Here is a 17,665-nt window from a genome sequence, read left to right as displayed (position 1 = left end):
GACGCCGCGGCCCGGCGTCAGTCGTTGTCCGGCGAGGCGACGCCGGAGCCGATTTCCTCGGCGGGTGCGTCCTCCTCGGTCAGGTTCCCCTCGCGCCAGGTGTCGCGTTTGAACCAGAGGTACGCGACGACCCCGCCGACGACGTTCGAGATCGGGAACGAGATCCACAGTCCCATCGTCCCGAGCGAGCCGGCGGCGACCCACGCGACCGGCAGGCGGACGAAGCCGAGCGTGATCAGGGAGATGACGGCCGCGATCATCGTGTGGCCCGCGCCGCGGAAGCCGCCGGTGTACGCGCGCATGGCGCCGATGAATCCGAACGAGAGGCCGCTCACGCGGAGGAACGTCGCCGCGTGGTCGACGACCGCCGGATCGGGGGAGAAGACGCCGGCTATCGGCCGCGCGGCGAGGACGATGACCCCGCCGCCGACCGTGAGCAGGCCGAGCATGGCGCGGGCGCCGAAGTGGTTCGTCTCGGCGGCGCGGTCCAGCTCCTCGGCGCCGATGTTCTGCCCCGTCATCGTCTCGATCCCCTGCGAGACGGCGAGCGCCGGCAGGAAGATCACCGAGAAGATCCGCGTCCCGATGCCGTACGCCCCGCTGACCGCGTTCGGGAAGTTCGCGACCACGACGAGGAGCGCGGTGATGGAGACCGACCGGGCCGCGCCCTCGGCGGAGGCCGGCAGGCCGATGCCGAGGACGGTCCTGCCGAACTCGGGATCGGGGAGCATCTCCGAAAGTCGGATTCGGACGCCCCGGTTCCCGCGGAACATGATCCGAAGCCCGACGAGGAGCGCGAGGGCCCGGGAGCCGACGGTCGCGATGGCGGCGCCGGCGATCCCCCAGCCGGTGAATCCCGTCGCGTCGAGCGCGGCCGCCTCCAGCCCGCCGAGTCCGAGCGCGCCGAAGAGGGGGTTCGCGTCGAAGCCGAAGATGAGTATCGGGTCGAGGAGGATGTTGAGGACCACCGACCCGGCCATGACGTACATCGGGGTCACCGTGTCGCCGTAGCCGCGCATCAGCGCCATGAACACCGCGAAGCCGAATACCGCGAACAGGCCGACCGCGTACACGCGCATGTACTCGACGACGAGCGGCGCCACGGTCTCGTTCACGCCGAGGAGCGCGGTGACGTCGTCGACGAGGGCGTACCCCAGCACGCCCAGCATGACGGAGATGACGGCCGCGTACGCCATCGTCTGCGATGCGGCGTAGGCGGCGCGCTCCTCGTCGCCGGCGCCGGTGTGTTGCGCGACGAGGACGCTCCCCGCGACGGAGACGCCGAGCGCCAGCGAGATCATCAGGAAGACGATCGGGAACGCGAACGTGATCGCCGACAGCGCCTCGGTGCTGTAGCGGCCGAGCCAGAAGGTGTCGGCCAGGTTGTACAGCACCTGAAAGAGGTTCTGGACGACGATCGGTAGGGAAAGGAAGAACAGCGGCCACCCGATGTCGCCCGAGGTGAGGTCCAATTCGTCGGCCCCCTTGAACAGCGAGTCGACCGAATCGCGGAGCCCCATCAGCGGATCGCCTCCCGGAGGCTCGCGGCGTCGCGGTCGTGGCGGCGACTGGACGCGACTTCGAAGTCGTGGCGGCGACTGGACGCGGCGTCGCCTTCGAGGATGGAGCTGTGCGAGACGTCGGGGATCGGTCGTTCCGTGTCGGCCATTCGGTACCTGTCAATACTGACTGACTGGTCAGTCAAAAACGTTCGGAAGCCGGAGGGGCCCGGTGCGCGCTTCCCGTGCGCGGGGAGCGGCCGAACGGTCTAAGTGCGCGCGCGCCCGAAATCGGCCAATGAGTCTTCGGCCCGCGTGGCTAACGTTCAGGCGATACGCGGCGGCGACGACGGGGATGACGCTCGTCCTCTTCTCGCTCGGCGTCTACACGGCGGCGACCGGCTCCGGACTGGCGTGTCAGGCCCAGTGGCCGCTGTGTTCCGACCAGCTGATCCCGGCGCTGACGATCAACCCGGACTTCATCGAGTGGTTCCACCGCGTGTGGGCGATGGTCACCGGCTTCCTCATCGTCGGCGTCGCCGGGTGGACGTGGCTCGGCTCGGGCTTCGAGCGCCGGACGAAGCTGGCGGCGACGCTGGCGGTCGCGGTCCTCCCGCTTCAGATCGCGGTCGGCGCGATCACCGTCACGCTCGGCGGGCTCGTCCCCGGCGGATACACGGTGTCGACCCACGCCGCGCACCTGATCGTGGCGCTGACAATCTTCACGCTGCTCGGACTGGCGACAATCTGGGGCGGCGGCCGAGGGAACGCGCGGCTGCTCCGCGCGGCCGCGGGAATCGCGGTCGCGGGGATCGTCGCCAGCGCGGTCTTCTCGCGGGCGGTGCCGTTCCTCACCTACGCGCCGCCCGCGCAGGGGGCCTTTTATATCACCGGACTCGCCGGGCACCTCGGACTCGTCGCGACGGTCGCGTACGCGACGGAGGCGGTCCGAGGGGGATACGACGGCCTCGACGCCGGCACAGCCGCCACCGTCCGCGCGCTCGCCGCCGGGTCCATGACCGCGCTCGTCGGGACGCTGCTGCTCGGGCGCGACCTGGTCCTCTACACCGTCGTTTGGCAGCAGATCAACCTCGTCGCGCTGGGCGTCGCGGTCGCGCTCGCCGCGGGCGCGGCGTGGACCCTCCGCGGGACAGAGGGGATGCGTGACGGTTCCGTCCCCATCGGCGGCGACTGACCGGCGCCGCACGGCCGGGTTTTTGTGAGCCACCTTGGGAAAGGCGATGTCGGATCCCCAGAGACGGGTTGACCCTGCCCGAGGGAGGAAAGGTTGAAATCGCTCGCCGTACTCGCACGGGTATGACACGCCGCACCCAAGCCGACGTGAGCCGACGGACGTACCTGAAGCTGACCGGCGGAACGGCCGCCGTGGGAGCCACCGGCCTCGCCGGCTGTCTCGGCGAGAGCGGGGGCAGCATGACGATCACGCCCGGAACCGCACCCGGATTCCCGCCGTTCGAAATGCGGGAAGACGGCGAGCTGGTCGGGTTCGACATCGACCTGCTCGAAGCCGTCGTCGCCGAGACCGACTACGAGATCGGCGAGTGGGCCACCTTCGACTTCGACGGGCTCATTCCCGCGCTCACGCAGAACGAGGAGATCGACGTCATCGCGGCGGCGATGACGATCACCGAGGGCCGGCAGGAGACGATCGCCTTCTCCGACCCCTACTGGGAGTCCGATCAGGCGATCCTCGTGCGCGAGGGCGGCGACTTCCAGCCGTCGGGATGGGCGGACTTCGAGGGCACGCGCGTGGGGGCGCAGTCGGGGACGACCGGCGCGGACGAGGTGGAGGCGAACCTCATCGACGAGGGGATCATCCCGGAGGAGAACTTCTCGACGTACGACAGCTACGTCCTCGCGGTCGAGGACCTCTCGAACGAGAACATCGACGCAGTCGTCGTCGACAACCCCGTCGCGGAGACGTTCGCCGCGAACCGCGACGTGACGATCGCGTTCGTCGAGGAGACGGGCGAACAGTTCGGCTTCGGGCTCCGCCAGGGCGAGTCGGAGCTCCAGTCCGCGCTCAACGACGGGCTCGCGACCGTCCGCGACGACGGGACGTACCAAGAGATAACCAACACCTGGTTCGGGCAGGAGTAGGATGTCGGTGGCGGGGTCGCTCGCGCCCATCGCGTCCGGGAGTCTCGACAGTCTGGGGTCTGCCGCGGGACCGACGGCGAGGGGCGCCGTTCGGTCGGTCGGCGAGCCGTTCGACTGGTGGCTGGTCGGTGATCCCGCGGACTGGTGGTTCGTCATCCGGAACGTCGACTACCTGGCCGGCGGCGTCCTGTTGACCGTCGGGCTCACCGTCGCGTCGATCCTGCTCGGGTTCCTCGTCGGCTTCCCGGCCGGCGCGGTGGAGGTGTACGGCGGTGGACTCTCGAAGCGGCTCGTGGAGACGGTCGGCGTCGTCCTCCGCGGGACCCCGATCGTCGTCATCCTCCTCGTGATCTACTTCGTCGTCGGCCTCCCACAGGTGAACCTCGGCGTGGGGTCGATCTCTCCCGCGGTCTCGGCGGGCATACTGGGGCTCGGGTTGCGGAGCGCGGCGTACCAGTCGCAGATATTCCGAGCGTCACTGTCAAGCGTCGACGACGGTCAGCTGGAGGCCGGCCGATCCGTCGGACTCTCGCGGTTCGAGGCGATCCGCTACGTCGTCGTCCCGCAGGCGCTCCGGCGGTCGATCCCGGGGTTCCAAAACGAGTTCACCATCGTGTTGAAGGACACGAGCATCGTCTTCGCGATCGGGCTCGCGGAGCTCCTGACCCGTGGGTACGACCTGTTCACGCAACAGACGACCGCGGTCCTCGAAGTCATCCTGTTCATCAGTGGCATCTACTTCGTCCTCACGTTCACGACGAACCGCGCGCTCGACTACCTCGGCACCCGCTACGCGATCCCGGAGGGGGAGTCGGCGTGACTGACGGCGACTTCCTCCGGGTGAGCGACGTCTCGAAGTGGTACGGCGACGAGCAGGTGCTCGACGAGGTCTCCTTCGAGATGGACAGCGGCGACGTGACCGTCCTGATCGGGCCGTCCGGCTCCGGCAAGTCGACGATGCTGCGCTGCGTCAACCGGCTCGCGGAGGCCCAGGAGGGGTCGATCACCCTCGACGGCGTGGGGGTGCTCTCGCCCGACACCGACGTCGACGAGCTCCGCCGCGAGGTCGGGATGGTGTTCCAGAGCTTCAACCTGTTCGCGCACCTGACCGCGGTCGGGAACGTCGCGCTCGGGCCACGGCGCGTGCTGGGCCTCTCCGAGGACGAGGCCCGCGAGCGCGCGGCGGACCAGCTGGAGCGCGTCGGGCTCGCCGACCAGCTCGACTCGTACCCGGCCGAGCTGTCCGGCGGCCAACAGCAGCGCGTGGGGATCGCCCGCGCGCTGGCGATGGAGCCGAAGCTCATGCTGTTCGACGAGCCGACGAGCGCGCTCGACCCCGAGCTCATCGGCGAGGTGTTGGAGGTGATGCGGTCCCTGGTCGACGAGGGGATGACGATGCTCGTCGTCACCCACGAGATGAGCTTCGCGCGGGCGGTCGCCGACGAGGTCGTGTTCTTAGACGACGGTCGGGTCGTCGAACGCGGCCCGCCGGAGCAGCTGTTCGAACGGCCCGAGAAAGAGCGGACCGGCCGCTTCCTCGAACGCATCGCGAGCCACGACTGATGTCGGGGGCGACGCGACCGCGGACGGTGGGCGAGCGCGTGGCCGACGCGGACCCGTCCGCGGGGAGGGTCCTTCTCGTCGCCGCCGGCGCGCTGTTCTGGGGCTGGCTCGTCGTCAGCTGGGTCAACCGATGGCTCGGCGGCGTCGTCGCCCCGGTCGGCGAGCCGTTCGTCGCACCGGACGCCGTCGAGAGCGCGTTCGCCGCGGTGCCGGGGCTCGCCGCGGTGGCGGCCGACGCCGCGTTCGTGGTGGAACTCACGCCCGTCCTCGCGGAGGGGACGTGGCTCACCGTGGTCATCACCGGCGTGAGCCTCGTCTGCGGCTTCTTCATCGCCGTGCCGCTGGCCGTCGCGCGGGTGTACGGGCGGTTCTCGGCGTGGCTCTCGCTGGGCTACACCGAGCTGTTACGCGGCACGCCCCTCCTCGCGCAGCTGTTCGTGCTCTACTACGGGCTGAACCTCGCGGCGTCGGTGCCCGCGGCGCTGTCCGGCGTGTTCCCGCGCGACGTGGTGTGGGTCGCGATCCTCGGGTTCACGCTCAACGGGGCCGCCTACCAGGCCGAGTACATCCGCGGCGCGGTCGAGAGCGTCGACGAGGGACAGATCACGGCCGGACGGGCGATCGGGCTCTCGAAGCTGGAGTCGATCTACTACGTGGTGCTCCCGCAGGCGCTCCGGTACGCGATCCCCTCGTGGACGAACGAGTTCGTCTACCTGATCAAGTACTCGTCGCTCGCGGGCTTCATCACGGTCCCGGAGCTGTACTACCGGGCCAACCAGGTCGCGACCGACACCTTCCGGTACACGGCCGTCTTCCTCATACTCGGGGCGATGTACCTCGCGCTGGTGCTAACGGCCTCGAAGTTCATGGAGCGCGTCGACGACCGCGTCGCGATCCCGGGACTCGGCGCCGACCGGGAGCGGTGAGTCGGGATCGTCGATCGGCGGTTCTGGTCCAGGCGTGCGGCGAAGCCGTCTGTACACCGTTTTCGATGGGTACGCCAACCGGAAAACCGATCAGTCTGTGCCGTGCCACCGCTGCCGTCACGCCGTACTGAAATCAAGCTCCCTCGACCCGATAGCGGACCTCGGATGTGACTCAGAGATCCTCTGGATCTAACTCTCCCGCCGCGTCGGTTCTGTTTCGTTCAACGTTATCGGTATGCGTCATCCCTTCCCGCTCAACGTAGATGTTCAGATCCTGCGCCAGCGATTCGAGTTCGTTGCGGAGATCTGCCTCGTGCTGATCCAGTTCGGTCTCGAGCGCACCGTGTAACTGCTCGCGGAGTATATCCGCGTATCTCTCTCGGAGGTCGAAGTCCGCATCCAAGAGCGGCTGTTGAATCCGCTGGACCTCGCGTTTGATTTCCGCGGGATCCCGCTTCGTCCAGCCCTTTAGCATATAAATAAACCCACCCGGGGCCTCAACTTCGTTCGATGGGTTGTTCACGCACCGGTTACGCCACTCCGCTACCTGCGAGAGAAGCTCCAGACGCATCGGCCAGTCGTGCCGATCCATTTCACTCGTTCCAACCGCGACGAAGGCGTCTCCGGAGAATATGACGCTCATGTTGGCGAACATGTCCGTTCTGGATGCGTCCTCGCTATCGACGGTCCGCTCGCTGACCTCGCCGGTGATCAGGACCCGAATCACGTCCTCTCTCATTACGGGATACGTTCCCGTCTCGGTCTGCCAGTACGCGTAGGCGCCGCCGCCCAGCATCAACATTCCAAGAACCGCTATCTCGGTTCCACCAGCGAGGCCAAGAAGAAAGAGCAATCCACCAACGACAATCCCGAGAGCACCGTGAGGTCCGTACGGGCGGTACTCGATCTCTGATTCACCGATCTTCGCCCAGTCAGATTCGGCCTGAAGCCGCCCCTCTACCGTTCCTGTTTTGCTTCCGACTTCCTCGCTCTGAATATCGAGATCGGCGTCCTGTGACCCGTGAGTCGTATATTTGAAGTCGGATTCCTCTTGGATTTCCTCAATACTCCGTTTTAGCTTCCTGTAAAACTGCCTCGGGTTAATTCCGGAGTAATCTCCTTCGACGAACTTCGTCGACTTCCGCAGATCCTGTCTGGTGAATTTCAGAGAGTCTTTCGCCTTTCCCATACACACGTCGGCAATCATGAAAGTATATATAACTGAGGGTAGAGCTATCACCTCTGGTAGTCATCGAACTTTAGTTGAGCGTGTTGTCTCTCTACGGTACTGAACAGAGAGGCAGTGAAATCAGTATTTTACCGGTTAATATGGCGTGTTTCACCATCTCTCTGTTTCTGTGGATGCCCAAAATTTTAATATCCCCTGATAGACACGTTCTGTGTGTCCATTAAGCAACACATATTAGATGACGAAGATGTCGTGGCTCATTGCTCCACACGGTCGTGGGTATGGGTCTGTACGGATCAACGAATACTGAAATATCGTGAGTCAGACCGTGGTACGGAGTCGCTTCACGACCTGTCCTTCAGAGAGATTAGTGCGATCAGTTTGACGAACAAGCCACGTAAATCGATCTATCTGGTTGTATCCATTTTCTGTCTGATCGGGTTATTTGGCTGGTGGTATATGCTCTCGAACGTAGATAGTTATGATCCCGCCGTAGCAGTCGTGTTTTCGGGACTCTTCGTGGGGGCAGGGGTTCTATTTCTGTATATCTGGTACAATTCTTCGAAGTCCTATTTCGAGTTCCGGGGCGGGGGCGTGATCCAACAGGAACCAGAAATGTGGCGAATAAATTGGATGGGTGCTGATGATAAAGACCAGGTACAGGATTTCGTGAAAACGGTGCGTGAACAGTTATCCGATCAGAATAACCTTCGTCACGAGCGCCAGAGACCTTCTCAGGTGTGAATACACCCGTTTCTGAACTCGGAGGGCATTTTTAAAGTCGGATATTCTCTGTATCCCATTACTGGAGAAGTCCGAAAACGGCAGTTAAATAGTCAGAGTCTACCGGTCGACTGCTGCGGACCGATTTCCTAAGAACGCGTCACGTGACACGTGTTCGGATAGAGCGACAGATCACCCCTCGAAATCGGTGACGACCTCCACGCCCGTCGCCTCGTACTCGTCCATGGCCGCGAGCCGGTCGGAGACCTCCGAGAGCGACAGCTCGCGGGCGACGAGGGCGCCGGGGTCGATCCCCGTCGCCTCGATCAGCGCGAACAGGTCCGGGTAGCTCGTCGGCGGCATCCCGCGCGAGCCGAGGAAGGAGATCTCCCACCGCGTCATCCAGTCCGTCGGCAGCGACACCTCGCCGCGCTCGGCGTCCGTCGTGAGCCCCACCTGAACGTGCGTTCCCCGCGGCCGCAGCGACCGGACGGAGTTGCGGCAGGTCTCCGCGATCCCCAGCGCGTCCATCGAGACGTCGGCGCCGCCGTCGGTGAGGGCGCGGATCCGCTCGGGGACGGATCGCTCCTCCGGCAGCGACGCCGGGTTCACGGTCGCGTCGGCCCCGAACTCGCGAGCGAGTTCGAGGGCGTCGCCGTCGACGTCGACCGCGATCACGCGCGCGCCGAGCGCCGCGGCGATCTGGACCGCGGAGAGCCCGACGCCGCCGCAGCCGTGGACGGCGACCGCGTCGCCGCCGCCGACGGTCGTCCGCTCGGCGAGGGCGTGGTAGGCGGTCATGTACCGACAGCCGAGCGCCGCGGCGGCGGTCGCGCCGAGCCACTCGGGGCGCTTGACGAGGTTATAGTCGGCCGCCGGGACAGCCACTCGCTCCGCGAACGCGCCCGGCGCGGCGGCCTCGAACCCGAGCGCGCGGCCGTCCTCGCAGACGTTGCCGGCCCCGCGGCGGCAGTGCGGGCAGGTGCCGTCGCCGAGCGAGAAGGGGACGACCACGCGGTCGCCCGGGCGGAACCGGTCGACCTCGTCGCCGACGGCAACCACCTCGCCGGCCGGCTCGTGGCCGAGGACCTGCCCGCGCGGGACGCGGTCGTCCGCCCACTCGCCGTGGCCGGCCCACGCGTGCCAGTCGCTGCGGCAGACGCCGCAGGCGTTCACGCGGACGACGACGCCGTCGGCTTCGGGGTCGGGGTCTGGGAGTTTGCGAACCGCGAGCGGCTCGCCGTGCTCCCGGAGGATCGCTGCGCGCATACGGCGATCGATCGGCGGACGGGACAAAGGTCTCCCGGCGGTCCGGTCCCGCGTTTGATTATTTCGCGTGTTTTCCGACTTGATCTCAGCGTCTGACAAGTGATAGACGAGTAAGGTTTATGCCAACAGGGTAACCTCCTTGACACGTGTCGCGACCGATGGAACGGCGACCCGGGATCGCCTACCGCCGCCCCGAGGGGGACCCCTCTCGGTTCGTGATCGAGGCGTCGGGAGAGACGCGGCTCAACGCGCCGGAGCGGCCGGACGGCGGCTGGCTCGACTGCGTGGCCGGCGAGGACCGCGACCGGCTCCGCGAGGCGCTGGAGACCGGCCCGGTCGATGTCGTGTACCGGGTCGACGCCGGCGGGGAGCCGCAGTGGGTCCACGAGCGCGGGCGGACGACCGAGGACGGCGACGTGGTCGGATACCTCTTCCTCGCGGACGACCGCGTGGAGCGACGGCGGCGGCTGGAGCGACAGCGGGAACGGCTCGAGGAGTTCGCGAGCGTCGTGAGCCACGACCTCCGGAACCCGCTCTCCGTCGCGGTCGGGAACGTCGAGCTGGCCGACGAGCTCGACGGCGAGGCGTCGAGCGAGCGGTTAGACCGCGCCCTCGACGCGCTCGACCGCATGGACGACCTCATCGGCGACCTCCTGACGCTGGCCCGGGAGGGGCAGACGGTCCAGTCGACGGAGCCGACCGACCTACAGTCGGTCGTCGAGAGCGCGTGGGGGACGGTCGGCGAGCCGGCCGACGCCGCACTCGTCGTCGACGGGGCGCTCCCGACGGTCCCGTGCGACGCCGACAGGCTCCGACAGGCCCTCGAGAACCTCTTTCGGAACGCGATCGAACACGGCGCGTCCGAGGGAGACTGCTCCGGCGCCGCGGGTACCGGTGGCGAGTCGGGATCGGGAGACCGGGTCGCATCCGGAACGTCGGCACCGCGTGCCGGTTCGGACGCCGACGCTGCCCCGACGGATCCCGACGACGACGCCGTCTGCGTCCGAGTCGGACGGACCGAGGACGGGTTCTACGTCGCGGACGACGGCCCGGGGATCGATCCCGACCAGCGGGAGGCCGTCTTCGAGCCGGGCCACACGACGGCGCCGGACGGCACCGGCTTCGGACTGGCGATCGTCGAGCGGATCGCGGAGGCGCACGACTGGACGGTGTCGGTAACGGAGGGCCGCGAGGGCGGCGCGCGGTTCGAGTTCGTCGTCGGCGAGTCGATCGGAGCCGCGGAGGCGAGCGAACGCGACTCCGACCCGAACTCGACTCCGGTCCGCGGCGGCGGGAAGCCCTGACCGACCCCCGGACCCGGATCACATGAAGTCGGTTAGGCCCGCCTGATCGTCGTCGTCCTCGGTCGAGGAATCGTCCTCGTTCGGTGAATCGCCCTCCGCGGCCGAGTCCTCCGCCGAATCGCTTCGATCGCTCCCGCCCGCGGTCGCTCCAGAGCCTTCCGGGTCGTGGTCCGCATCGGTCGCGGCCGCGTCGTCTTCCTCGCCTTCCCGAGCCGCGCCGTCGAACGCGAAGGCGCCGTCCGCGTGCTCCTCGATCAGCTCGTCGCGCCGTGCCTGCGCGTCCTCGACGATGGAGGCGACCTTGTTCGTCGACTCGCCGGAGCCGGTGACGAAGGCGACCCCTTCCTCGTCGAGGTCGTACGCCGCCGCCATCGCGACGGTCAGCTCGCGGGGCTTGCAGTGGTGGGTGACCGCTTGGAGGAACGGCAACACCTCGCGGCGAGCGGTCGCGACGCTACAGCCGCTCGCGGCCGCGATCTTGCCGACGACCTCGTCCGCGGTCGCGTCCGACGACGACCAGAACTGCGGGCGGCCGTACCGCGTCCACCCGCCCTTCTCGCCGTCGCGGGCGGCCGCGACGCCCGCGGCCGCGTTGTCGGTCGCGTAGCGCCAGTAGGAGTAGTTCTGCGTGGCGCGCACGCGGCCGAGCCACACGTCCGCGTTCGCGAGGAAGTCGTACGCGCGGACCGCCTCGGCGGGCTCGTACACGTCGAGGAGGTTGTTCTCGATCCACCGCGTCAGGTCGTCCGGCGTCTCGTCGACGGCGTACGCGGACTGGAGCGCCTCCTCGGCGGACTCCTCTTTGAGGACCGCGTCGAGGAACGGGAACAGCCCCAGCGCCTTGTCGCGGTCGCCGGTGACCACGTCCTCGACCGCGATCGAGTCGCGGCCCTGCGTGGCGGCCTGGAGGTCGTTGATCGCGCCGCGGAGGTCGCCGCGGTTCCCCTCCGCGATCCGCTGGAGGGCGTCCGACTCGAACTCGATCCCCTCCTTGCGGCAGACGTCCCGGAGGACGGGGACGATGGAGCGCGCGGAGACGTCGCGGAACTCGATCTCCTGCGTGGCGTTCCGGAGCCCGCGCGACATGTCGTAGTAGTCGTTGGCGATGAGCACGATGGGCTGGCCGGACTCCTTGACCAGCTCCGTGATCGCCGAGGCGCCGCCGCGGTCGTAGTTGCCGTGGATGTTGTCCGCCTCGTCTAAGATGACGAGCTGGCGCGAGGCGGTGTCGCCGCCGGCCGCGCCGCCGCCCGCCGCGCTCCCGCCGAGGGTGGCGTTGCGCGCGGCCCGTCCCGCGGACCGTTCGATGACGTCGGCGGTGCGCTGGTCGGAGGCGTTGAGCTCGACGGTCTCCCAGCCCATGTCGTTCGCGAGCGCGTGCGCCGCGCTCGTCTTCCCGACGCCCGGGCTCCCGTGGAGGACGACCGCCTCGCGGTGGTCGTCCCACGAGCGGGCCCACTCCGCGAACGCGTCGCGGGCCTTGTCGTTGCCGCGCACCTCCGAGAGCGTGCTCGGGCGGTACTTCTCCGTCCAATCGGCCATTATCGAAGGGTGGTACGAGGCGCGTATAGTGGTTGCGGACGGTGTCCGGATCGGCGCTCACCCGACGAGCATCAGAGGTCGCCGACGTACGCCATCTTTCGACGAACAGGGCAAATCTCGTCGCTCAATTTTCGTCGCTGATATTCATGCCATTAAGTACATAAGCCCGGTCCGCTTCTCTACATATAGCCAGCAACCGATCGGAACGGACCTGAGAGCCACTTCGACCATGGCACACGAGGCTCTCACTCCCGTTTCTCGGTGAACCGCTGGGTTCAAACAATGAAACCACAGAACCAATCCAACTCGGACGACCGTGCGGTGAGCCCCGTTATCGGGGTCATCCTGATGGTCGCGATCACAGTCATCCTGGCGGCCGTCATCGGGACGTTCGTCCTCGGGCTGGGCGATCAGTTAGGCGACACCGCGCCGCAGGCGTCGTTCACCATTGACGGCAACAACACGACACACGTCAACGTGACAAAAACCGGCGGCCAGACGATCGACTCGGCCGATCTGACGCTCTCTATCGATGGTGAGAGGGCCGGAACTAGCATCAACGACGGCGAATGGCAGAGCGGAGAACAAAAATCACTGGACTACCTTTTCGCCAGCCCGAGCGGCGAGGCCACCGTTCGGATCATCCACGACCCGAGCGGGAACGTGATCTTCGAGGAGACGTACGACTTCAACTGATCGGCTGATTCCGCGTCTTTCTGCGCAGTTTTTGATTACTTTTGTTCGACTCTGTCATCAGGCCGGTGACGACGAGTTCAAGACGCGACGGTCTCGTGGACGTTGTCCGATCGGTTATCCTCACGTCTGCCAGAGGGCCACCTAGGGACTACGGGCGGCAATGGTCTCGGTAGAAATCGAAGTGGGACCGCTGAGAGTCGAACTCAGGTCATACGGACCCCATCCGCATAGGATACCACTACCCCACGGTCCCTGACTACACGCTGAAAAACGACGGTCCGGTAATTAAGGACTTCGCTTCACTCCTCCTCGGCGTCCCGCGGGACCACGAGGTCGCCGTCGTCCCGCACCGCGAGGCTGCCGATCGGGTCGCCCTCGTAGACGGCCAGCCCCTCGCACCGACCGAGGACGTAGCCGTCGCTGTCGGCGCGGACCGTCGCGCGCTCCTCGCCCGTGGCGTCGACCACGCTCGCGAGCACGTCACCCTCGGCGAACGCGTCGCCGGCCGCGACGCGGTGCCGGACGAGGCCGGAGTCGTCGGTCGTCGGCCCGCGGAAGCGCCGCACGGGGAACTCGACGGGCGCGGGGTCGACGCCGACGCCGGGCGCGCCGACCGACTCGGGCACGTCGCCGGCGGCCAGTAGCCCGAGTTCGACCGCGACGCCGAAGACGCCCGCGACGCCCGCGTCGAGGAGGGCGTCGTCGACGACGCTGTGCGCGCCTAACTCCGCGGTGAACGCCGGGATTCCGGCCTCGTTGAGCACGGCGCCAGCGGTCGACCGCTGGAGGTTCTCCTCGACGTACTCGGCCGCGGGATACTCCCGGACGACCGGGAGGCCGAACGCGTCGACCAGCCGGCCGAGCTCCTCGGAGAGCGCGGTCGCCTCGGACTCGCTGCGGCGGTCGCCGTACAGGACTCGGTCGCGGATGGCGAAGGGCTCGCTGCCGACGCCGGCGGTGTGGCAGTCGATCAGCGCGTCCGCGGCCGCGTTCGTCCCGACCGTCTCGACGGCGAACTCTCTCGAATCGTCCGCGGACTCGCTCGACCCGTCCGCGGACTTGCCCGCGTCGGCCGGCACCTCGCCCGTGATCGCGGCGTACAGGCGGGCGTCGATCCGCTCCTGAAGCCTCGGCGGGCGCGCCGACTCCGCGTCGGCGTCCGGGAAGTGGCGGTTCGGGTCCTCGTCGGCGTAGTACGTCTCCCGCGCGTTCCGGCGGAGTCCGGCGGGGGAGACCGCGGGCACCGCGACGACCGCGCCCGCGAGGTCGGCGAGGCACTCGCCGAGGGCCGCGACCGCGTCCTGAACGACCGCGACGCCGGTCGCCTCGTCGCCGTGAACGCCGCCCGTGAGCCACAGCGTGGGCCCGTCCTCGGCGCCGTTCGCGACGACGACCGGAAGCCGCTCCGCACCGCCCGTCGGGAGCTCCGCGACCGAGAGGCGGCCGCGGTCGAGCGTGCCCGACGCGGCGCTCGCGCTTCCGATCGCTATCCGTCCGTCCCCGCCCGCGGCTTCGCCTTCGTCCGGCTCGTCCATACCCGAACCCGGGCTGGTGGTGTTATAAAAGAACGCGCTCCAAGTCGACGACGGTCCCGCCGTCGGCGTCCGGATCGCCGACGACCCGCCCGAGACAGACCGCGGTGCCGTCCGGCGTGAAACACGCGACGAGGGGAGGGTCGCCGTCGGTGTCATTATCGGCCGCTTCGGCATCGTCGTCGACGTCGATCACGCCGGGCGCGTACACCGGCGCGCCGGTCGCGACGCTGCGCGCTGCCGACCGCGCGATCGTCACCGACGGGAGGTGCGTCAGGGCGTCCTCCGCCGGGCGGACCACCTCGCGGAGGAGCGCGTCGTCGCCGTCCTCGGCCCACGCGAGCGCGTCCACGAGGTCCTGAAGCGTGTGGAGGTCGCGGTCGTCGAACGGGTCGGTGGCGGTGCGCCGGAGGTGACCCATGTGCGCGCCGACGCCCGTCGCGAGCCCGACGTCGTGACAGAGCTTCCGCACGTACGTCCCCGACTCGCAGCGGATCCGGAGGAGAGCCTGTCGGCCGTCGACCTCCAGCACGTCGAGGTCGCGGATCGTCCGCGTGCGGAGCCGCCGGCTCACCGCGCTCTTCCGCGGCGGCTTCTGGTAGATCTCGTCCTCGAACTCGCTGACTACGTCCTCGAAGTCAGACGGGGGCGGCCCGTGGAGCTCTAGGACCGCGACGTACTCCTTCGTCCCCTCCAAGAACACCTGCGCCATGCGCGTCGCGTCGCCGGTCAGCGTCGGGAGACAGCCGGTGACCTTCGGGTCGAGCGTGCCCGCGTGGGCGACGCCGCCGGTCGGTGGCCCCTCGGGATCGAGCGCCGCGAGCGTCTCGTCTATCGCGTCCCGCACCCACGCCGACACCTGGTGCGAGGAGGGGCCGGCCGGCTTGTCGAGGTTGACGACGCCGAACCGGAGCAGCTCCGGCACCGACCGCTCGCCGGGAGGCGCTCTGAGGGGGCCCTCGCCGTCGGCGGGAGCGTCGGCGTCGGCGTCTGAGGCGTCAGTCATGAGGTGGGCGGCGGGCGCGGCTCAGAAGTCGTACACGACGCCCTCGACGGGCGCTTTCCCCTCGTCGTCGTCGGGGTCGTACGCCTCGACGGTGGCGACGAGGACGTCGAGGAACCGTTCGGGGCCCCAGCGGGCGGTGTTGTACGCGGCGTCGTAGATCGACAGGTCCTCGATGTCGATGTTGTAGTACTCCTCGTACCGCTTGCGCTCGGAGGCCTCGCGGCGCTCCGTCTCCGTTCGCGCGCGGTCGACGTCCTTCGATTCGCGCTCCGCGATCCGCTCCGCGCGGACTGAAAGCGGCGCGTCGAACCAGAACCGGAAGTCGGCGTGGTCGGCCGCGAGCCAGCCGGCGAGCCGCGATTCGAGGACGACGTCGTCGCGCTCGACCGCGATCTCGCGGAGCCGGCGGTCGAGGTCGCGGTCGATCTGGGGGTCCTCCTCGGCGAACTCGTTGAACTCGACGGGGGTCATGTCGCGTTCGGCCGCCATCTCGCGGAAGATGTCGCCGCCGGAGACGTGCCCGAGACCGAGCGCGTCCGCCAGCTGGACAGCGTTGGTGCTCTTCCCGCTGCCGGGCGGGCCGGAGACGGTGATCAACATATCACCACTGCGCGGGTGTCGTTCAAAACGGTTGTCGTTCGCCGGCGCGAGGGCGCGATCTGACGGGGTCGACCCCGGCCGCGAGGGAGCCCGCCGTCGCCTCGCGGACCGCTCACTCCTCGCGGTCGGCGGTCGCGGCCGTCATCGACCAGACCGCCACGAGGCCGAGGAGGAGCGCGGGGACGAGCGGGAGCGCGAGGTACGTGGCGAAGAAGGGGAGGCCGAACCAGCCCGCGGCGTACGGGTAGACGTAGATGATCCCCGGGATGACGAGGGCGCAGACGAAGATCGCCGCCGTCAGCGCCCACCCCTCGCGACCGAAGCCGTCGGCGGCGGGCTCGTCGGCGTCGACCGTCGGGTCCCGCGAGCCGCCGCCGTCGCCGCCGGCCGCGTCGGCGCCGTCGCCGGTCTCGGGGACGTGGACGTAGCCGCCGTCGGTGGTGCCGTCGGCGGTGGCGTCCGCGTCGCGGACGGACGCATCGTCGGCGGTGGCGTCCGCGCCGGCGGCCGCGTCGGTCTCAGAACTCACTGTCGGGTTTAACAACCACTTTGCCAAAGCCCTCACGGTTCTCGATCATCTCGTGTGCGCGCGCCGCCTCGCTCATCGGGAGGACCTCGCGGACGCGGGGCTCGAAGGTGCCGTCCCACACGAGTTCCAGCACGTCGTCGACCTCGCCCGGCGTCGCCATCGTCGAGCCGATGACGGAGAGCTGGTTCCAGAAGATGCGGTTGAGCCCGGCGCCCGGGTTCGGACCGGTCGTGGCGCCGCAGGTGACGAGCCGGCCGCCCTTCGCCATCGACTTCAGCGAGTTCGGGTAGGTCGCCTCGCCGACGTGGTCGACGACGACGTCGACGCCGCGCTTGCCGGTGAGCGCGTCGATCTCCTCGGCGAAGTCGTTCGCCTCGTAGTCGATGACGTGGTCGGCGCCGCAGTCCTCGGCGTGCGAGAGCTTCGCCTCGGTGGAGGCGGTCGCGAACACCTCACAGCCCGCGTGGTCGGCGATCTGGACCGCCGCGTGGCCGACGCCGCCGGAGGCGCCGAGGACGAGGACCTTCTCGCCCGCCTCGATGTCCGCGCGCGTCTGGAGCATGCGCCACGCGGTCTGGAAGACGAGCGACGCGGAGCCGGCGACCTCCCAGTCGACGCCGTCGGGGACCGGGACGAGGTTCTCCTCGGGGACCGCGGCCTTCTCGGCGTGGACGCCGCGGACGTGTTCGCCGATGATGTGGAAGGAGACGCACAGCGACTCCTCGCCGTTCCGGCAGAACTCGCAGTTCCCGCAGGAGACGCCCGCGCTCACGGCGACGCGATCGCCCGGCTCGAACCGTGTCACGCCCTCGCCGACGGCCTCGACGACCCCCGCCGCGTCGCTGCCCGGAATGTGCGGCATCTCCAGGTCGATGCCGGGCATCCCGCGTCGGGTCCAGATGTCGAGGTGGTTGAGCGCGCCGGCCTTGACGTCGACGAGCACCTCGCCGCGGTCGGGCTCGGGGTCGGGGAACTCGCCGTACTCGATCACGTCGCGGTCGCCGTGGTCGGCGAACTGAACGGCCTTCATGGTCGGACTCTCCCGCGGGATCCACTAAACAGTACGCCTCACGGAAACGGGCGGTGCGCCTCGATGGCTCTGGTGAAACCCTCTGAGAGAGACACGTTCTACCCGGTCTCGGTCAACACAGACGTAGCGACGAGCG

Annotated in this window: 18 protein-coding genes and 1 tRNA gene; 8 read left to right on the top strand and 11 right to left on the bottom strand. The window is 68.4% G+C overall.

Annotated elements, in window-relative coordinates:
* Positions 1-17 precede the first annotated feature (17 nt).
* Both CPZ01_RS12655 and CPZ01_RS15095 read right to left on the bottom strand, forming a co-directional pair.
* The gene (locus tag CPZ01_RS12655; protein WP_096395616.1) at positions 18-1,520 is read right to left on the bottom strand and encodes an MATE family efflux transporter; all 1,503 of its coding nucleotides are present in this window, start codon (positions 1,518-1,520) and stop codon (positions 18-20) included.
* A complete protein-coding gene (locus CPZ01_RS15095) occupies positions 1,520-1,669 on the bottom strand; it encodes a hypothetical protein (RefSeq protein WP_157745986.1) in 150 nt (49 codons plus the stop codon). The genes CPZ01_RS12655 and CPZ01_RS15095 overlap by 1 nt, the downstream gene beginning before the upstream one ends.
* 185 nt (positions 1,670-1,854) lie before the next feature.
* Between CPZ01_RS15095 and CPZ01_RS12650 the strand changes: the two genes are divergently transcribed.
* The 5 genes from CPZ01_RS12650 (at position 1,855) to CPZ01_RS12630 (ending at position 6,109) form a co-directional block, all read left to right on the top strand.
* Entirely contained in the window at positions 1,855-2,694 is an 840-nt protein-coding gene (locus CPZ01_RS12650) for a COX15/CtaA family protein (protein WP_231899249.1), read from the top strand.
* 122 nt (positions 2,695-2,816) lie between these two features.
* Complete coding sequence (locus tag CPZ01_RS12645; RefSeq protein WP_096395611.1) at positions 2,817-3,620, top strand: basic amino acid ABC transporter substrate-binding protein; 804 nt, start codon at positions 2,817-2,819, stop codon at positions 3,618-3,620.
* A gap of 1 nt (position 3,621) precedes the next feature.
* Entirely contained in the window at positions 3,622-4,440 is an 819-nt protein-coding gene (locus tag CPZ01_RS12640) for an amino acid ABC transporter permease (RefSeq protein ID WP_096395609.1), read from the top strand.
* Positions 4,437-5,183 (top strand): amino acid ABC transporter ATP-binding protein, encoded by a 747-nt coding sequence (locus tag CPZ01_RS12635; RefSeq protein ID WP_096395607.1) that lies wholly within the window; start codon positions 4,437-4,439, stop codon positions 5,181-5,183. The genes CPZ01_RS12640 and CPZ01_RS12635 overlap by 4 nt, the downstream gene beginning before the upstream one ends.
* Positions 5,183-6,109, top strand: coding sequence for an ABC transporter permease subunit (locus CPZ01_RS12630; RefSeq protein WP_096395605.1), 927 nt, complete (start codon positions 5,183-5,185; stop codon positions 6,107-6,109). The genes CPZ01_RS12635 and CPZ01_RS12630 overlap by 1 nt, the downstream gene beginning before the upstream one ends.
* Positions 6,110-6,281: 172 nt before the next feature.
* Here the strand turns inward: CPZ01_RS12630 and CPZ01_RS12625 are convergent, their stop codons facing one another.
* Positions 6,282-7,298 carry a hypothetical protein gene (locus CPZ01_RS12625; protein WP_096395603.1) on the bottom strand — a complete coding sequence of 339 codons (1,017 nt, stop codon included), beginning with the start codon at positions 7,296-7,298 and terminating at the stop codon, positions 6,282-6,284.
* A 213-nt stretch (positions 7,299-7,511) separates the two neighbouring features.
* Here CPZ01_RS12625 and CPZ01_RS15090 point away from each other — a divergent pair, with 213 nt between their 5' ends.
* Positions 7,512-8,042 (top strand): hypothetical protein, encoded by a 531-nt coding sequence (locus CPZ01_RS15090; RefSeq protein WP_157745984.1) that lies wholly within the window; start codon positions 7,512-7,514, stop codon positions 8,040-8,042.
* Positions 8,043-8,213: 171 nt separating this feature from the next.
* Here the strand turns inward: CPZ01_RS15090 and CPZ01_RS12620 are convergent, their stop codons facing one another.
* Positions 8,214-9,290: a zinc-dependent alcohol dehydrogenase family protein gene (locus CPZ01_RS12620; RefSeq protein WP_096395601.1), complete on the bottom strand. Its 1,077-nt coding sequence runs from the start codon at positions 9,288-9,290 to the stop codon at positions 8,214-8,216.
* 158 nt (positions 9,291-9,448) lie between these two features.
* On the opposite strand from CPZ01_RS12620, the gene CPZ01_RS12615 reads away from it, so the two are divergent.
* Positions 9,449-10,594, top strand: a complete 1,146-nt coding sequence (locus CPZ01_RS12615) for a sensor histidine kinase (RefSeq protein ID WP_231899175.1) — start codon at positions 9,449-9,451, stop codon at positions 10,592-10,594.
* Between the two features lie 18 nt (positions 10,595-10,612).
* Here CPZ01_RS12615 and CPZ01_RS12610 read toward each other — a convergent pair whose 3' ends face one another.
* Positions 10,613-12,136 carry a replication factor C large subunit gene (locus CPZ01_RS12610; RefSeq protein ID WP_096395597.1) on the bottom strand — a complete coding sequence of 508 codons (1,524 nt, stop codon included), beginning with the start codon at positions 12,134-12,136 and terminating at the stop codon, positions 10,613-10,615.
* A 282-nt stretch (positions 12,137-12,418) separates the two neighbouring features.
* Between CPZ01_RS12610 and CPZ01_RS12605 the strand changes: the two genes are divergently transcribed.
* On the top strand, positions 12,419-12,832 hold the full coding sequence (locus tag CPZ01_RS12605; RefSeq protein WP_096395595.1) for a type IV pilin domain-containing protein: 414 nt from the start codon (positions 12,419-12,421) through the stop codon (positions 12,830-12,832).
* A gap of 182 nt (positions 12,833-13,014) precedes the next feature.
* On the opposite strand, the gene CPZ01_RS12600 is transcribed toward CPZ01_RS12605, so the two are convergent.
* From CPZ01_RS12600 to CPZ01_RS12575, 6 genes are all read right to left on the bottom strand, one after another.
* A tRNA-Pro gene (locus tag CPZ01_RS12600) sits at positions 13,015-13,085 on the bottom strand.
* 46 nt (positions 13,086-13,131) lie between these two features.
* Positions 13,132-14,367, bottom strand: a complete 1,236-nt coding sequence (locus CPZ01_RS12595) for a succinylglutamate desuccinylase/aspartoacylase family protein (RefSeq protein ID WP_096395593.1) — start codon at positions 14,365-14,367, stop codon at positions 13,132-13,134.
* A 22-nt stretch (positions 14,368-14,389) separates the two neighbouring features.
* Entirely contained in the window at positions 14,390-15,370 is a 981-nt protein-coding gene (locus CPZ01_RS12590) for an RNA-guided pseudouridylation complex pseudouridine synthase subunit Cbf5 (protein ID WP_096395591.1), read from the bottom strand.
* 21 nt (positions 15,371-15,391) lie between these two features.
* Entirely contained in the window at positions 15,392-15,970 is a 579-nt protein-coding gene (gene cmk / locus CPZ01_RS12585; protein ID WP_096395589.1) for a (d)CMP kinase, read from the bottom strand.
* 112 nt (positions 15,971-16,082) lie between these two features.
* A complete protein-coding gene (locus CPZ01_RS12580; protein WP_096395587.1) occupies positions 16,083-16,499 on the bottom strand; it encodes a hypothetical protein in 417 nt (138 codons plus the stop codon).
* Positions 16,489-17,529: a zinc-binding dehydrogenase gene (locus tag CPZ01_RS12575; protein WP_096395585.1), complete on the bottom strand. Its 1,041-nt coding sequence runs from the start codon at positions 17,527-17,529 to the stop codon at positions 16,489-16,491. Before CPZ01_RS12575 ends, CPZ01_RS12580 begins: the two co-directional genes overlap by 11 nt.
* Positions 17,530-17,665 lie beyond the last annotated feature (136 nt).

The organism is Halorubrum trapanicum (assembly GCF_002355655.1).
Classification (GTDB): Archaea; Halobacteriota; Halobacteria; order Halobacteriales; family Haloferacaceae; genus Halorubrum; species Halorubrum trapanicum_A.
This window is presented reverse-complemented; position numbering and strand designations above follow the sequence as displayed.

Bases quoted from the DNA above. Each gene is read 5' to 3' on its own strand.
- CPZ01_RS12655 (WP_096395616.1), bottom strand. From the start codon at position 1,520: ATGGGGCTCCGCGATTCGGTCGACTCGCTGTTCAAGGGGGCCGACGAA.
- cmk (WP_096395589.1), bottom strand. From the start codon at position 15,970: ATGTTGATCACCGTCTCCGGCCCGCCCGGCAGCGGGAAGAGCACCAAC.
- CPZ01_RS12605 (WP_096395595.1), top strand. From the start codon at position 12,419: ATGAAACCACAGAACCAATCCAACTCGGACGACCGTGCGGTGAGCCCC.
- CPZ01_RS15095 (WP_157745986.1), bottom strand. From the start codon at position 1,669: ATGGCCGACACGGAACGACCGATCCCCGACGTCTCGCACAGCTCCATC.
- CPZ01_RS12610 (WP_096395597.1), bottom strand. From the start codon at position 12,136: ATGGCCGATTGGACGGAGAAGTACCGCCCGAGCACGCTCTCGGAGGTG.
- CPZ01_RS12645 (WP_096395611.1), top strand. From the start codon at position 2,817: ATGACACGCCGCACCCAAGCCGACGTGAGCCGACGGACGTACCTGAAG.
- CPZ01_RS12575 (WP_096395585.1), bottom strand. From the start codon at position 17,529: ATGAAGGCCGTTCAGTTCGCCGACCACGGCGACCGCGACGTGATCGAG.
- CPZ01_RS12640 (WP_096395609.1), top strand. From the start codon at position 3,622: ATGTCGGTGGCGGGGTCGCTCGCGCCCATCGCGTCCGGGAGTCTCGAC.
- CPZ01_RS12590 (WP_096395591.1), bottom strand. From the start codon at position 15,370: ATGACTGACGCCTCAGACGCCGACGCCGACGCTCCCGCCGACGGCGAG.
- CPZ01_RS12650 (WP_231899249.1), top strand. From the start codon at position 1,855: ATGACGCTCGTCCTCTTCTCGCTCGGCGTCTACACGGCGGCGACCGGC.
- CPZ01_RS12625 (WP_096395603.1), bottom strand. From the start codon at position 7,298: ATGGGAAAGGCGAAAGACTCTCTGAAATTCACCAGACAGGATCTGCGG.
- CPZ01_RS12630 (WP_096395605.1), top strand. From the start codon at position 5,183: ATGTCGGGGGCGACGCGACCGCGGACGGTGGGCGAGCGCGTGGCCGAC.
- CPZ01_RS12615 (WP_231899175.1), top strand. From the start codon at position 9,449: ATGGAACGGCGACCCGGGATCGCCTACCGCCGCCCCGAGGGGGACCCC.
- CPZ01_RS12595 (WP_096395593.1), bottom strand. From the start codon at position 14,367: ATGGACGAGCCGGACGAAGGCGAAGCCGCGGGCGGGGACGGACGGATA.
- CPZ01_RS12620 (WP_096395601.1), bottom strand. From the start codon at position 9,290: ATGCGCGCAGCGATCCTCCGGGAGCACGGCGAGCCGCTCGCGGTTCGC.